The organism is Longispora sp. NPDC051575 (assembly GCF_040681875.1).
Lineage (GTDB): Bacteria > Actinomycetota > Actinomycetes > Mycobacteriales > Micromonosporaceae > Longispora.
Map to the genome: position 1 here is coordinate 1 of NZ_JBFAZP010000031.1, position 12,946 is coordinate 12,946.

The 12,946-nt window shown below is 73.5% G+C and carries 9 protein-coding genes, 1 rRNA gene and 2 pseudogenes; 11 read left to right on the forward strand and 1 reads right to left on the reverse strand.

What is annotated here, in order from left to right; genetic code table 11:
* The 3 genes and pseudogenes from rrf to AB0M43_RS39150 form a co-directional block, all read left to right on the forward strand.
* Positions 1 to 94: ribosomal RNA gene (gene rrf, locus AB0M43_RS39140) — 5S ribosomal RNA — on the forward strand; the annotation flags it as partial.
* A gap of 2,004 nt (positions 95 to 2,098) precedes the next feature.
* Entirely contained in the window at positions 2,099 to 3,160 is a 1,062-nt protein-coding gene (locus tag AB0M43_RS39145; RefSeq protein WP_363732903.1) for a hypothetical protein, read from the forward strand.
* A pseudogene (locus AB0M43_RS39150) lies at positions 3,157 to 3,939 on the forward strand (HAD-IIA family hydrolase); the annotation flags it as partial. The gene AB0M43_RS39145 and the pseudogene AB0M43_RS39150, both read left to right, overlap by 4 nt.
* Positions 3,940 to 3,950: 11 nt before the next feature.
* Here AB0M43_RS39150 and AB0M43_RS39155 read toward each other — a convergent pair.
* Positions 3,951 to 4,289 (reverse strand): SCP2 sterol-binding domain-containing protein, encoded by a 339-nt coding sequence (locus AB0M43_RS39155; RefSeq protein ID WP_363732906.1) that lies wholly within the window; start codon positions 4,287 to 4,289, stop codon positions 3,951 to 3,953.
* 103 nt (positions 4,290 to 4,392) lie between these two features.
* On the opposite strand from AB0M43_RS39155, the gene AB0M43_RS39160 reads away from it, so the two are divergent.
* The 8 genes and pseudogenes from AB0M43_RS39160 to AB0M43_RS39195 form a co-directional block, all read left to right on the forward strand.
* Positions 4,393 to 5,073, forward strand: coding sequence for a hypothetical protein (locus AB0M43_RS39160; RefSeq protein WP_363732909.1), 681 nt, complete (start codon positions 4,393 to 4,395; stop codon positions 5,071 to 5,073).
* A complete protein-coding gene (locus AB0M43_RS39165; RefSeq protein ID WP_363732910.1) occupies positions 5,066 to 5,215 on the forward strand; it encodes a hypothetical protein in 150 nt (49 codons plus the stop codon). Before AB0M43_RS39160 ends, AB0M43_RS39165 begins: the two co-directional genes overlap by 8 nt.
* The gene (locus AB0M43_RS39170; protein WP_363732912.1) at positions 5,215 to 6,162 is read left to right on the forward strand and encodes a TlyA family RNA methyltransferase; all 948 of its coding nucleotides are present in this window, start codon (positions 5,215 to 5,217) and stop codon (positions 6,160 to 6,162) included. Before AB0M43_RS39165 ends, AB0M43_RS39170 begins: the two co-directional genes overlap by 1 nt.
* Positions 6,159 to 7,052, forward strand: a complete 894-nt coding sequence (locus tag AB0M43_RS39175; protein WP_363732915.1) for an NAD kinase — start codon at positions 6,159 to 6,161, stop codon at positions 7,050 to 7,052. The genes AB0M43_RS39170 and AB0M43_RS39175 overlap by 4 nt, the downstream gene beginning before the upstream one ends.
* Positions 7,053 to 7,284: 232 nt before the next feature.
* The gene (gene recN, locus AB0M43_RS39180) at positions 7,285 to 9,042 is read left to right on the forward strand and encodes a DNA repair protein RecN (RefSeq protein ID WP_363732918.1); all 1,758 of its coding nucleotides are present in this window, start codon (positions 7,285 to 7,287) and stop codon (positions 9,040 to 9,042) included.
* Positions 9,043 to 9,415: 373 nt separating this feature from the next.
* On the forward strand, positions 9,416 to 10,597 hold the full coding sequence (gene steA / locus AB0M43_RS39185; protein WP_363732920.1) for a putative cytokinetic ring protein SteA: 1,182 nt from the start codon (positions 9,416 to 9,418) through the stop codon (positions 10,595 to 10,597).
* A gap of 26 nt (positions 10,598 to 10,623) precedes the next feature.
* On the forward strand, positions 10,624 to 11,523 hold the full coding sequence (locus AB0M43_RS39190; RefSeq protein ID WP_363732923.1) for a copper transporter: 900 nt from the start codon (positions 10,624 to 10,626) through the stop codon (positions 11,521 to 11,523).
* Positions 11,524 to 11,544: 21 nt separating this feature from the next.
* Positions 11,545 to 12,411 (forward strand): annotated as a pseudogene (locus tag AB0M43_RS39195) (hypothetical protein); the annotation flags it as partial.
* Positions 12,412 to 12,946 lie beyond the last annotated feature (535 nt).

Sequence of the window (12,946 nt, forward strand, 5' to 3'; positions counted from 1 at the left end):
AACGCCCGGCAACATTCCGAACCCGGAAGCTAAGCCCTTCAGCGCCGATGGTACTGCCCTGGGGACGGGGTGGGAGAGTAGGACGCCGCCGGACAATTTTTCCCAACAGGGGCTGCCTTCGGGCGGCCCCTGTTGGCGTTTCTGGACAGCTCACCTGGCGATCGATGCAGGCCAGGTAGGGTTGTTCACTGGATTGGCAAGTGAACAGTGACTGCCACGGAGCCGCCCGCGGGCGGCTGAGGTGGATACGCAGGTCGACGCGAACCGCGTCGGGAAGGACATACCAGTGAGCTCCGAGTCTCCGAACCAACGCGACGATCGCGGCAATGACCGACGGGGTGGGGCCGCTGGCCGACCCGACAGGACCGGGGGCGGACGCCCGGAGCGCCGCGACGGCGGCGGTGGCCGTTTCGAGCACGGCAGCTCGGGTGGGCACCAGTCCCGCCCGCCGGCCGGTGACCGCCCGGGGTGGCAGGACCGCGGCCGTCCGAGTCAGGGTGGGGACCGTCCGCCGTTCCGTGGCGGCGATGACCGTCCGCGTCGTGATTCCGGTGACCGGCCCACTGGCGGTGGATTCCGTGGTGGTCAGCAGGGTGGGGACCGTCCGGGCTGGCAGGACCGTGGGCGCCCGAGCGGCGACCGGCCCGGCTTCCAGGACCGGGGACGCCCGAGTGGGGACCGACCGCCGTTCCGTGGCGGGGACGACCGTCCGCCGTTCCGCGGGGGCGATGACCGTCCGCGTCGTGACTTCGGTGACCGGCCCACCGGTGGTGGCTACCAGGGTCGTCCCAGTGGGGACCGTCCGGGCTTCCAGGACCGGGGTCGTCCGACGGGTGACCGTCCGCCGTTCCGTGGTGGGGACGACCGGCCGCGCCGGGATGGTGACCGTCCTACCGGCGGTGGCTTCCGTGGCGGCCAGGGTGGGGACCGTCCGGGCTGGCAGGACCGTGGGCGCCCGAGCGGCGACCGGCCCGGTTTCCAGGACCGGGGACGCCCCAGTGGCGACCGCCCGCCGTTCCGGGGCGGCGATGACCGTCCGCGTCGTGACTTCGGTGACCGGCCCACGGGTGACCGTCCGCCGTTCCGGGGTGGGGACGACCGTCCGCGTCGTGACTTTGGTGACCGGCCGACCGGTGGCGGCTTCCGTGGCGGTCAGGGTGACCGTCCGGGCTTCCAGGACCGGGGACGTCCGAGTGGGGACCGTCCGCCGTTCCGTGGGGGCGATGACCGTCCGCGTCGGGACGACCGTCCGGGTGGGGACCGTCCGCCGTTCCGTGGCGGGGACGACCGTCCGCGCCGTGACTTCGGTGACCGGCCCACCGGTGGCGGCTACCAGGGTCGTCCGAGCGGTGACCGGCCCGGGTTCCAGGACCGTGGGCGCCCCAGTGGCGGCCAGGGTGGGGACCGTCCGGGCTGGCAGGACCGTGGCCGTCCCAGTGGCGACCGGCCCGGCTTCCAGGACCGTGGGCGCCCGAGTGGGGACCGCCCGCCGTTCCGTGGCGGCGATGACCGTCCGCGCCGTGACTTCGGCGACCGGCCGACCGGTGGCGGCGACCGTGGCGGCTACCAGGGCCGTCCGAGTGGTGACCGGCCCGGGTTCCAGGACCGTGGGCGTCCGACGGGTGACCGTCCGCCGTTCCGGGGCGGGGACGACCGTCCGCGCCGTGACTTCGGTGACCGGCCGGGTGGGGACCGTGGTGGCTTCGGCAACCGCGAGGACCGTCCGCGTCGGGACTTCGGCGACCGGCCGACCGGTGGCGGCGACCGTGGCGGCTACCAGGGCCGTCCGAGCGGTGACCGGCCCGGCTTCCAGGACCGGGGACGCCCCAGTGGCCCCGGTGGCGAGCGTGGCTTCCGTGGCGGGGACGACCGTCCGCGCCGCGACGGTGACCGGCCCGCCGGTGCTGGCTACCGGGGTGGCGACGACCGTCGTCCGACCGGTGACCGTGGCGGCTTCGGCGGCCGGGACGACCGGGCGCCGCGTCGCGACGACCGGCCGGCGGGGGACCGTCCGGCGTACAACAACGCGCAGGGTGCGGTTCCGCGCACCGAGCGCCGGTACGACGGGGACGACGGGCCCAAGGCGGAGACGCTGCCGTTGCCCGAGGGCATCGACCCGGCGGACCTCGACGACGAGGTGCGCGACGAGCTGAAGTCGCTCGGCAAGGGGCTGGCCGACGCCGTCGCCGCGCGCCTGGTGGCCACCGGCGAGCTGGTGGACGTCGACGCGAAGCAGGCGCTGGAGCACGCGCTGGTGGCCCGGCGGCTGGCCGCCCGGATCCCGGCGGTGCGCGAGGCGGTCGGCATCGCGGCGTACCTGTGCGCGGAGTGGCAGCTGGCGATCGCCGAGCTGCGGACGTACCACCGGTTGAGTGGCAAGCAGACGCACATCGCGATGATCGCGGACTGCGAGCGGGCCCAGGGCCGGCCGGAGCGCGCGATCGACCTGTACCGCAACACCGACCAGTCGGTGCTGGACCGCAGCGAGCAGATCGAGCTGCTGATCGTGGCGGCCGGCGCGCGGCTGGACATGGAGCAGGCCGACGCGGCGCTCGCGATGCTGCGGGTGCCCGAGCTCGACGGCGCGGACGACGCGCTGGAGGCCGGCCCGCTGCGGTACGCGTACGCGGACATCCTGCTGGCCACGGGCGAGCGGGACCAGGCGTACGAGTGGTTCGCGAAGGCGGCCGTGGCCGACACCGAGGGCGAGACCGACGCGGCCGACCGGCTGCTCGAACTCGACGGGGTCGAGCTGAACGACGACGAGGACGACGACTTCGACCCGGACGGCCCCGAGGCGCTGTCCGACGCCGAGATCGCCGAGCAGGAGGAACTCCTCGCCGACGACGAGGACCTCGACGATGTCGCGGGCTCCGACAAGGACGAGGCTGACGAGGACGAGCTCGACGACGTCGCCGGCCAGGACGCCGACGAGACCGGGGACGACGAGGAGGCCGACGACGAGGCCGCCGAGGTCGAGGCGCCGGTCGCGGTGAAGAAGCCGGTCGCCGAGGTCTCCGCGCAGAAGCCGTTCGCCGGTGGGGAAGAAGAGCCCGTGGAGGCTCCCCGCGCCAGCGGACCGCCCAGCACGTCGCCGTTCCTGGCCCCCGAGGTGGTCGCGGACCCGACGGATGAGGTGAAGAAGCCCGAGTCGCGATGACGACTCTGGTGGAGGGGTACGACGCCGTCCTGTTGGACCTGGACGGCGTCGTGTACCTGGGGGAACAGCCCGTACCGGGCGCGGCCGAGGCGATCGCCCGGCTGCGCGCGGCGGGGGTGCCCGTCGGGTACGTGACGAACAACGCGTCGCGCGCGGCCGCCGAGGTGGCCGCGCTCCTCAACCGGCTCGGGGTCGCCGCCGACGTGGACGAGGTCGTCACCTCGGCGCAGGCGGCGGCGCGGCTGCTGGCGGAGCGCTTCCCGCCCGGTACCCCCGTGCTGGTCGTGGGTTCCGCGGCGCTGCGCGCCGAGGTGGCGGCCGTGGACCTGGTGCCCGTCCTGGAGGCGGGGCTGGCCGAGGCCGTCGTGCAGGGCTACGCGTTGACGGTCGGGTGGACCGACCTGGCGGAGGCGAGCGTGGCGATCCGGGGCGGCGCCCTGTGGGTGGCCACGAACACCGACGCCACCCTGCCGTCGCCGAGGGGCCCGCTGCCCGGCAACGGTTCGCTGGTCGCGGCGCTGGCCACGGCGCTGGGTCGGGGGCCGGACGTGGTGGTGGGCAAGCCGGAGCCGACGCTGCTGCTCGCGGCCGCCGCCGCCCGGGGCGCCCGCCGGCCGCTGTTCGTCGGCGACCGGCTGGACACCGACATCGCGGGCGCGCACCGGGTCGGCTTCGACAGTCTGCTCGTGCTGACCGGGGTGCACGGTCGGGCGGATGTGGAGAGCGCGCCGGCAGATCAGCGTCCGACGTACGTGGGCGAGGATCTGGGCGCGCTGTTCTCCCGTACCCGTTAGAGCAGTGTTCTGAGTTTGAGCAGGTCGGTGAAGCTCGCCTTCACCGACAGCCGGTTGCTGGCCCAGGCGCTGGCGAACGGGAGCTCGCCGTCGACCAGGGCGATCAGGTCGTCGCTGGTCGCGGTGAGCCGGATCTTGGCGTTCGGGTCGTCGCCGTCGGCGATGTCGTGCAGCCGGCCCTCGGCGAGCCGGCAGTGGAACGAGACCCCCAGGTCCTTGATCGTGCAGGCCATCGGGCGGTCGAGCGCGACCTTCTGCGCCACCTTCTCCGCGTTGGCCGCCAGCTTGGCGTCGAGCCGCCCCAGTGCCGCGCGGCACTCGTCCACGGTCGCCATGAAACCCCCCTTGATCCGACAACTCACCGATCGGTGACGCTACCGGAATGACTCTTCGGTAGCGTGGCGGGTGATGACCCGAGACTTGAGGGAGGTGGCCGCTGTGCAGGATGCTGTGCGTGCGTACCTGGAACTGGCGCTCGGCTTGACCGAGGCGTCCAAGAAGAAGGCGACGAAGATCGCCAAGAGGCTCGTCGCGGAGAGCGGTGCGAAGGCCGGTGCGGCGCAGTCGGTCGCCGAGGAGCTGATCTCCACGAGTCTGGCGAACCGGGAGGCTGTGGGGAAGCTGGTCCGGTACGAGCTGGACCGCGCGCTCGGCCGGGTGGGGCTGGCGACGGCCGAGGAGGTCGCGGAGCTGACCGATCGGGTGCAGGAGCTGGAGCGGAAGTTGCGGGCGGCGACGGGGGCCGGTGGTGGGGCTTCGGCTGCCTCGGAGGCTCCGGCGGCTACGGCTCCCGTCGCGGCTCCGGTCGCGGCTCCCGTGAAGAAGGCCGCTGTGGCGAAGAAGGCTCCGGCCGCGAAGAAGGCGCCCGCCGCCGAGAAGGCCGCCGTTGCCAAGAAGGCTCCGGCTGCCGCGAAGAAGACCGCGACGGGTCCGGTGAAGCCGGCCGCGGTGAAGCCGTCCGCCGAGACGAAGCCCTCGGCGAAGCCGGCTGCCGCGTCGAACGGCTCCGCCGCCGCTGCTCCGGCTGCGGCTGCGACCGCCGCGCCGGCCAAGAAGGTCGCCAAGAAGACCGTTGCCAGGAAGACCGTCGCGAAGAAGGCCGCTGCCGCCGATGTCTGAGAGCACGGGTGACGCGCGCGTCGACCAGGCGTTGACCCTGCTCGACGGCGCGGCCACCCAGCCGCTCGCCGAGCAGGTCACCGCGTTCGAGGCCGTGCACCGGGCGCTGCAGGACACCCTCGCCAGCGTCGACGAGAGCTGATGGCCAGGCGCGCTCGGCTCGACGCCGAGCTGGTCCGCCGGGGCCTGGCCCGGTCCCGGGAGCACGCCGCCGAGCTGGTGGCGGCCGGTCGGGTCGAGGTGCGGGGCGGGGCGGCGACCAAGCCGGCGACGTCCGTGGACCCGGCCGACGCGATCCGGGTCCTGGAGGGCGGCGGGGTGGAGTACGCCTCGCGGGGCGGGCACAAGCTGGCCGGCGCCCTGGCGGCGTTCCCGGCGTTGACGGTCGAGGGGAAGCGCTGCCTGGACGCGGGCGCGTCCACGGGCGGGTTCACCGACGTGCTGCTGCGTTCCGGGGCGGCCCGGGTCGTGGCCGTGGACGTGGGGTACGGGCAGTTGGTGTGGGCGCTGCGCACCGACGACCGGGTGCAGGTGCACGACCGGACCAACGTGCGGACCCTGACGCCGGAGGACATCGGGGGGCAGGTGGACCTCACGGTCGCGGACCTGTCCTTCATCTCCCTGCGACTGGTACTGCCGGCGCTGGCCGCCTGCACCCTGCCCGACGGCGACCTGGTGCCGATGGTCAAGCCGCAGTTCGAGGTGGGCAAGGACCGGGTCGGGCCGGGCGGCGTGGTGCGGGACCCGAAGCTGCACGCGGAGGTGGTGCTCGACGTCGCCGCGTCGGCCGCCGCGCTCGGACTGGGGGTGGCCGGGGTCGGGCGGAGTCCGTTGCCGGGGCCTTCGGGGAATATCGAGTTCTTCCTGTGGTTGCGTAGGGGGGCGCCGCCGGTGGATCCGGAGGAGGTCGCGCGGGTCGTGGGGCTGGTGGGGCCGGGGGAGGCAGGGGCCGCTGAGGCCGTCGCGGCCGGTTCTGGTGCCGGGGTCGGCGTCGGGCCTGGTGCTGCGGCCGACGGGTCCGTGGCCGAAGGGTCCGTGGGCGACGGGTCCGTGGGCGGTTCGGGGTCGATCGAGGGCGGGGAGTCATGAGAGAAGCGCTGCTCGTCACGCACACCGGCAAACGGACCAACACCGAACACGCCCGGACGGTGGCGCAGGACCTGGGCGCGGCCGGATTCCGGGTCCGGGTCCTGGTCGAGGAGGCCGGGGACCTGGAGCTGCCGGGTACGGTCGCGGTGCCGGCGGACGCGGGGGCCGCCGACGGGGTGGAGATCGTGTTCGCGCTCGGCGGGGACGGCACCCTGCTGCGGGGCGCGGAACTGGCCCGGCCGGTCGGCGCGCCGCTGATGGGGATCAACCTGGGCAAGGTGGGCTTCCTCGCGGAGGCCGAGATCGGGGACATCGACCAGGCGGTCAAGGACGTGGTGACCCGGTCGTACACGGTGGACGAGCGGATGACCGTCGACGTGTCCGCGAGCCTGCACGGGAAGGTGATCGCCGAGTCCTGGGCGCTCAACGAGGTCAGCGTGGAGAAGGGCGACCGCGCGCGGATGCTCGAGGTCATGCTGTCGGTGGAGGGCCGGGCGCTGTCGCGGTACGGCTGCGACGGGATGGTGGTGGCCACGCCGACGGGTTCGACGGCGTACGCGCTGTCGGCGGGCGGGCCGGTCGTGTGGCCGGACGTGGAGGCGATCATCGTGTGCCCGATCAGCGCGCACGCCCTGTTCAGCCGGCCGCTGGTGGTCGCGCCGACGTCGACGATCGGGATCGGCGTGGAGCCGTACACCACGTTCGCGGTGTTGTGTTGCGACGGTCGGCGGGTGTGGGACCTGCCGCCGGGCAGCGAGGTGACGGTGCGGCGGGGTGCGTTGCCGGTGCGGGTGGCGCGGTTGCGGCCGGGGTCGTTCACGGACCGGTTGGTGGCGAAGTTCGGGTTGCCGGTGGACGGGTGGCGGGGCGCGGGGCACGCCAAGCACTGACCCGCCGGGCGGGTGTCCGGCGTGGCTCGGCCGGGTGTGGTCGCTGCGGCTGAAGTGGCGCCGCGGGGTGGCTGGTGCGGGGCCTTCGAGGGTGCCCCGGGGCCGGTATGGCGGCCGCAGTGTGGGGCTGATGGCGCCGGCGTGGGCGGAATGCTCCGGGTCGGCCGGGTGATTCCCGCTGGTGGGGCGGACTGATTCTTCTTTGTCGTACCGACGGGCTAGGGTTCTCGGTGTGCTGGAGGAGCTTCGCATCACCGGACTGGGCGTCATCCACGACGCCGTGCTGCCCTTGTCGGCGGGCCTGACGGTCATCACCGGCGAGACCGGGGCGGGTAAGACGATGGTGGTGGCGGGCCTCGGCCTGCTGCTGGGGGGCCGGGCCGACGCTGGTCGGGTGCGTTCCGACGCGGGCCGGGCCGTCGTGGAAGGACGGTTGCGCCTGACCGGGGCGGTCGCCAAGGCGGTCGCGGCCCGGGTGGCCGACGCGGGTTCCGAGTGCGACGACGACGGCAGTCTGCTGCTGTCGCGGTCGGTGACGGCCGAGGGCCGGTCCCGGGCGCACGTCGGCGGGCGCAGTGTGCCGGCGACGCTGCTCGGGGAGATCGGCGAGCAGGTGGTGGCGGTGCACGGCCAGTCCGACCAGCTGCGGTTGCTGCGGCCGGCGGAACAGCGCGCGTCCCTGGACCGGTACGCGGGGGCCGACCACGACAAGCTCCTCGCCGAGTACCGGGAGGTGTTCGCCGCCTGGCGGCGCGTCGACGAGCAGTTGGTGGACCTGCGCCGGTCGACCCGCGAGCGCGCCCAGGAGGCGGACCTGCTGCGCCTGGGCCTGACCGAGGTGACCGCTGTCGCGCCGGAGCCCGGCGAGGACGAGGAACTGCTGGTCGAGGGCCGGCGGTTGGAGCACGCCGAGGGGCTGCGGACGGCGGCGACGACGGCGCACATGGCCCTGACGGGTACGGAGGACGTGGAGTCCTTCGACGCGGCCACGATGCTGGGTGAGGCGCTGCGCGCCCTGGAGGGCCAGTCCGAGGTCGATCCCCGGTTGGCGGAGCTGGCGGCCCGGGTGGCCGAGGCCCACACCCTGGTGCGGGACGTGGCGGGCGAGCTGGGCACGTACGTGTCGCTGCTCGACGCGGACCCGACCCGGTTGGCGGCGATCTACGAGCGGCGCAACGCGCTGCGGATGCTGACGCGGAAGTACGCGGAGGACATCGACGGCGTTCTGGCGTGGGCGGAGAAGGCGGCGGCCCGGCTGGGGGAGCTGGACGTGTCCGACGACGCGTTGGCGGCCCTCGCCGAGGAGCGCGACCGGCTCGGGGAGCAGGCGGCGGAGCTGGCGGGTCGGTTGTCGGCGGCGCGGTCGGAGGCGGCCGTGCGGTTCGCGGCGGCGGTGACGGTGGAGCTGGCGGGGCTGGCGATGCCGCACGCGCGGATCGAGGTCGTGGTGCTGCCCCGGCCGGCGGGTCGCGGCGAGGCGGTCCTGGTCGTGGCCGGTACGGAGATGGGCGCGGCCTCCGACGGGGTGGACGAGGTGGAGCTGCGGCTGGTGGCGCACCCGGGCGCTCCGGCGTTGCCGTTGCAGAAGGGCGCGTCCGGGGGTGAGCTGTCCCGGGTGATGCTGGCGGTCGAGGTGGTGTTCGCCGGCTCCGGTGGCCCGCCGACCCTGGTGTTCGACGAGGTCGACGCGGGGGTGGGTGGCCGGGCGGCGGTGGAGATCGGCAAGCGGCTGGCCCGGTTGGCGAGTCGGCACCAGGTGCTGGTGGTCACACACCTGCCGCAGGTGGCGGCGTTCGCGGACCGGCACCTGATGGTGGCGAAGGACACGGGCGGCGTGGTCACGACGAGTGGCGTGCGGGTGGTGGAGGACAGCGAACGGGCCCGGGAACTGGCCCGGATGCTGGCCGGCATGCCGGACTCCGACCTGGGGATCGCGCACGCGGAGGAGCTGCTGGCGGTGGCGGCGGCGGAGAAGGCGCTGCTGCGCTAGAGGTGTCACGGCGTGCCCCTGGCCGCGTCGGGAGGCGGAGACGCCCTGGCCGTGTCGGGTGGGCGGGGTGTGGGAGCCCTGGTCCCCTTGCGGGGGCGTTCTGGTGGTGCCGGGCCTTCCGGCCTGCTGGCGTTGTGGGATGTCCCCGCTGGGACGGGTCGTTCCGCCCTGGTCGGGTTGCGGAGGCGTTCCGGCGTCGCCAGGGTGGGCCGTTTCGGTCCGCTCGCGTTGATGCGCCGGGCAGGTGCTGGCCGCGTTGGGTTAACGTAGGTCAGATGTCCTCGTACGGTGGGTGAGGCATACATGATGATTTCGCCCATCTGCGCATGTCGCGACCGGCAACGGTCGCCCTGAAGTGCCAAGATGGGTCTCAATGAGGCTACCCACGCTGCGGCGCACCCGTCCGGTCGAGGCGGGCGTGATTACCGGACCGGTGCGACTCGACCGTAGGACGAAGCGGCTCGCTGGCCGGCTCCGCCCGGGTGACATCGCGCTCATTGACCATGTCGACCTGGACCGGGTCGCCGCCGACTCGCTGGTGGAGTCCGGCGTGCTCGCCGTGCTCAACGCGAAGCCGTCGATCTCCGGCCGGTATCCGAACCTGGGCCCCGAGGTGCTGATCGCCGCCGGGGTCGCCCTGATCGACGACCTGGGCGAGGACGCGTTCCAGCGGCTGCGCGAGGGCGCGACGATCCGGATCGAGGACAACGTCGTCTTCCTCGGCGAGGACAAGATCTCCGTCGGGGTGCGCCACGACACCGAGTCGGTGGCCCGGGCGATGGCCGAGGCCCGCGAGGGGCTGTCGGTGCAGCTGGAGGCGTTCGCCGCCAACACGATGGAGTACCTGCGCCAGGAGCGGCACCTGCTGCTCGACGGCATGGGCGTGCCGGAGGTGGCGACCCAGCTGTCCGGGCGGCACTGCCTGATCGTGGTGCGCGGGTACGACTACAAGGCCGACCTGGACGTGCTGCGGCCGTACATCCGCGAGTTCAAGCCGGTGCTGATCGGCGTGGACGGCGGGGCCGACGCGCTGGTCGAGGCCGGCTACACCCCCGACATGATCATCGGGGACATGGATTCGGTGTCCGACGACGTGCTGCGCTGCGGGGCGGAGGTCGTCGTGCACGCCTACCCCGACGGGCGCGCGCCCGGCATGGCCCGGGTGGAGCGACTCAACGTGCCGGCGATCACGTTCCCGGCGGCGGCGACCAGCGAGGACATCGCGATGCTGCTCGCCGACGAGAAGGGCGCGACCCTGATCGTGGCCGTGGGCACGCACGCGACGCTGGTGGAGTTCCTGGACAAGGGTCGCGGCGGCATGGCGTCGACGTTCCTGACCCGGTTGAAGGTGGGGGGCAAGCTGGTCGACGCGAAGGGCGTCTCCCGGCTGTACCGGCAGAACATCTCCGCGTCCTCCCTGCTGCTGCTCATTCTCTCCGCGCTCGCGGCCATGGCTGCCGCGTTCGCCGTGTCCACGGTCGGCCGGACGTTCCTCAACGTCGTGGCAGAGTGGTGGGACAACCTGATCTTCTCGGTACAGAGGCTGTTCTCTTGATTAATTTCCGGTACCACGTGGTCTCCATGACCGCCGTCTTCCTGGCTCTGGCGATCGGTCTGGTGCTGGGCACCACCGCGCTCAACGGTCCGGTGGCCGACTCGCTCAGCGACCAGGTCAACTCCCTGTCGAAGAAGAACGAGAACCTCCGCGACCAGGTCGGGCACCTCGAGGAGGAGCTCAAGAAGCAGGAGCAGTTCGTCGAGGAGCTGGCTCCGACCGTGCTCACCGGCAAGCTGGCCGGCAAGCGGGTCCTGGTCGTCGACATCTCCGGGGCGAAGACCGAGCAGATCGACGGGGTACGGCGGATGCTGGAGATCGCCGGGGCCAAGGTCACCGGCCGGATCTCGATCACCGACGAGTTCACGAACCCGGCGAAGAACCCGCTGCTGGTCGACCAGGTCAGCAAGGTGCTCCCGAAGGAGATCACCGACCCGCTGACCAGCTCGTACGGGGCGGAGTCGGCGGCGGCGCTGCTCGCGGCGGTCCTGCTCGACCACAACCCGGTGGTGCCGAAGGAGGCCCGCTCGACGGTCCTGGCGGCGTTCAGTACGAACCGGTTCCTCACCGTCACGGGGGAGATCACCGAGACGGCCGAGGCCGTGGTGCTGGTCAGCGGCCCGCCGTCCACGGACCGGGAGGCCAGCAAGCGCAACGACGCCGTGGTGGCCGTGGCCGAGCAGTTCGACAAGCCGGCCCCGATCGTGGTGGCCGCCCCCAACGCCAGCGGCGACGGCAACGTGATCGGCGTCCTGCGCGGCGACCCGGCGCTGTCGAAGTCCGTCTCCACCGTGGACAATGTGTCCGGTGCCGTGGGGCAGCTCGTGACGGTGATGGCTCTGGTGGAACAACTCGCCGGCCATCCCGGGCACTACGGCATCGCGGGCGGGGCCAGCGGCCTCGCGCCGAAGACCGAGAAGAAGTAGGAACAGCACCGGGAGGTCACGATGGGGCGGGCGCGACGGATCGCCGGACGACTGGCACTGGCCGGGGCGGGAGCGGTTCTGGCCCAGGCCACCCTCCGGGCCCTGATGGCCTCCCCGGCCGGGCCCGGGCTCGACCGGACCAACCACCGGGGCCGCACCCTGAGCCTGGCCTCCGGCCCCGCGCTCGCGGTCGCGGCGGCCACCACGGCGGCGGTGGGGGCGGCGAGTGCCCCGGTGGCCGTGGCCGCCCTGACCGCGGGGCTGGGCGCGGGCGCCGTCGGCCTCTACGACGACATGGCGGGCGTCGACGCCGACCAGAAGGCCACCAAGGGCTTCCGGGGCCACCTGTCCGCCCTCCGGCAGGGCCGGGTCACCAGCGGCATGGTCAAGATCGGCGGGATCGGTGTCGCGGGGCTGGCCGCGTCCGTGCTGTTGTCGAGGGGTACCGGTCCCGGCCGTGGCGTCGGGCCCCGCCGCTCCCGGCTGGGCGGCGCGGCGCACGTACTGCTCGGTGCCGGGGTCATCGCGGGCATGGCCAACCTGGTGAACCTGTTCGACCTGCGTCCCGGCCGGGCGTTGAAGGTCGGGCTGCTCGTCGGCGCGCCGCTGGCCGTGGGGCCTGCCGCCGGCCTGGTCGCCGGTCCGTTGGGCGCGGCCGGGGTGCTGCTGCCCGACGACCTGGACGAGCGGGTGATGCTCGGCGACTCGGGGGCCAACGCGTTGGGCGCGATCCTGGGGCTGGCCATCGCGGCGCGCAGCGGGCCGTTGACCCGGGGGGTGCTGCTCGCGGGGATCGCCGGCCTGACCCTGGCGAGTGAGCGGATCAGTTTCACGAAGGTGATCGCGCGGACGCCGGCGTTGAACGCGGTGGACATGTGGGGCCGCCGGCCGGTCGGCGACGTGCCGCCGGTGGATCCGGTGGTCGGGGAGTCCGCGCTGGTCGATGACGCGGCGTCGTTGACCGGGGATCTGATCGTGGCGGTCGGGACGACGGCGCGAACGGAACCGGCCGACCCGATCGCGGCGTCGGAGCCGGTCGACGCGGCCACTGGTCCGGACGTCGTCGGTGCCGCGCCGAAGCAGGCCCGGGGCGCGGCTAAGCGGACCCGTGCGGCGAAGGCGGGTGCGGCCGGTGCGCGGCGGACCGCTGACGGGTCGGCGTCGGACGCGGAGCACTCCGGGGTCTGACGGCTCAGGCCCAGCTAGGCCGGCACGTCGAAGAATTCTGTGCCTGTCGAGGACCTCGGGCACGGGTGGAATCGCCTGGGTGGGCGCGGTCGCCCCTGGGCGGTTGTTCGTCCGCCTGGGCCTAGTTCGGCCGGCATCCCTTCGCCGGGGTCTGTCAGTACCCGTCTTGGGGCGGCCGTTGGGTTTGGGTACGAAGGGAGAAGAGCCTTTGACTCCCTTCGTACCCAAACCCAAC

Excerpts from the sequence above, each read along its gene's own strand:
- steA (WP_363732920.1), top strand. The coding sequence starts at position 9,416 with ATGAGGCTACCCACGCTGCGGCGCACCCGTCCGGTCGAGGCGGGCGTG.
- AB0M43_RS39165 (WP_363732910.1), top strand. The coding sequence starts at position 5,066 with ATGTCTGAGAGCACGGGTGACGCGCGCGTCGACCAGGCGTTGACCCTG.
- AB0M43_RS39155 (WP_363732906.1), bottom strand. The coding sequence starts at position 4,289 with ATGGCGACCGTGGACGAGTGCCGCGCGGCACTGGGGCGGCTCGACGCC.
- AB0M43_RS39170 (WP_363732912.1), top strand. The coding sequence starts at position 5,215 with ATGGCCAGGCGCGCTCGGCTCGACGCCGAGCTGGTCCGCCGGGGCCTG.
- AB0M43_RS39190 (WP_363732923.1), top strand. The coding sequence starts at position 10,624 with ATGACCGCCGTCTTCCTGGCTCTGGCGATCGGTCTGGTGCTGGGCACC.
- AB0M43_RS39175 (WP_363732915.1), top strand. The coding sequence starts at position 6,159 with ATGAGAGAAGCGCTGCTCGTCACGCACACCGGCAAACGGACCAACACC.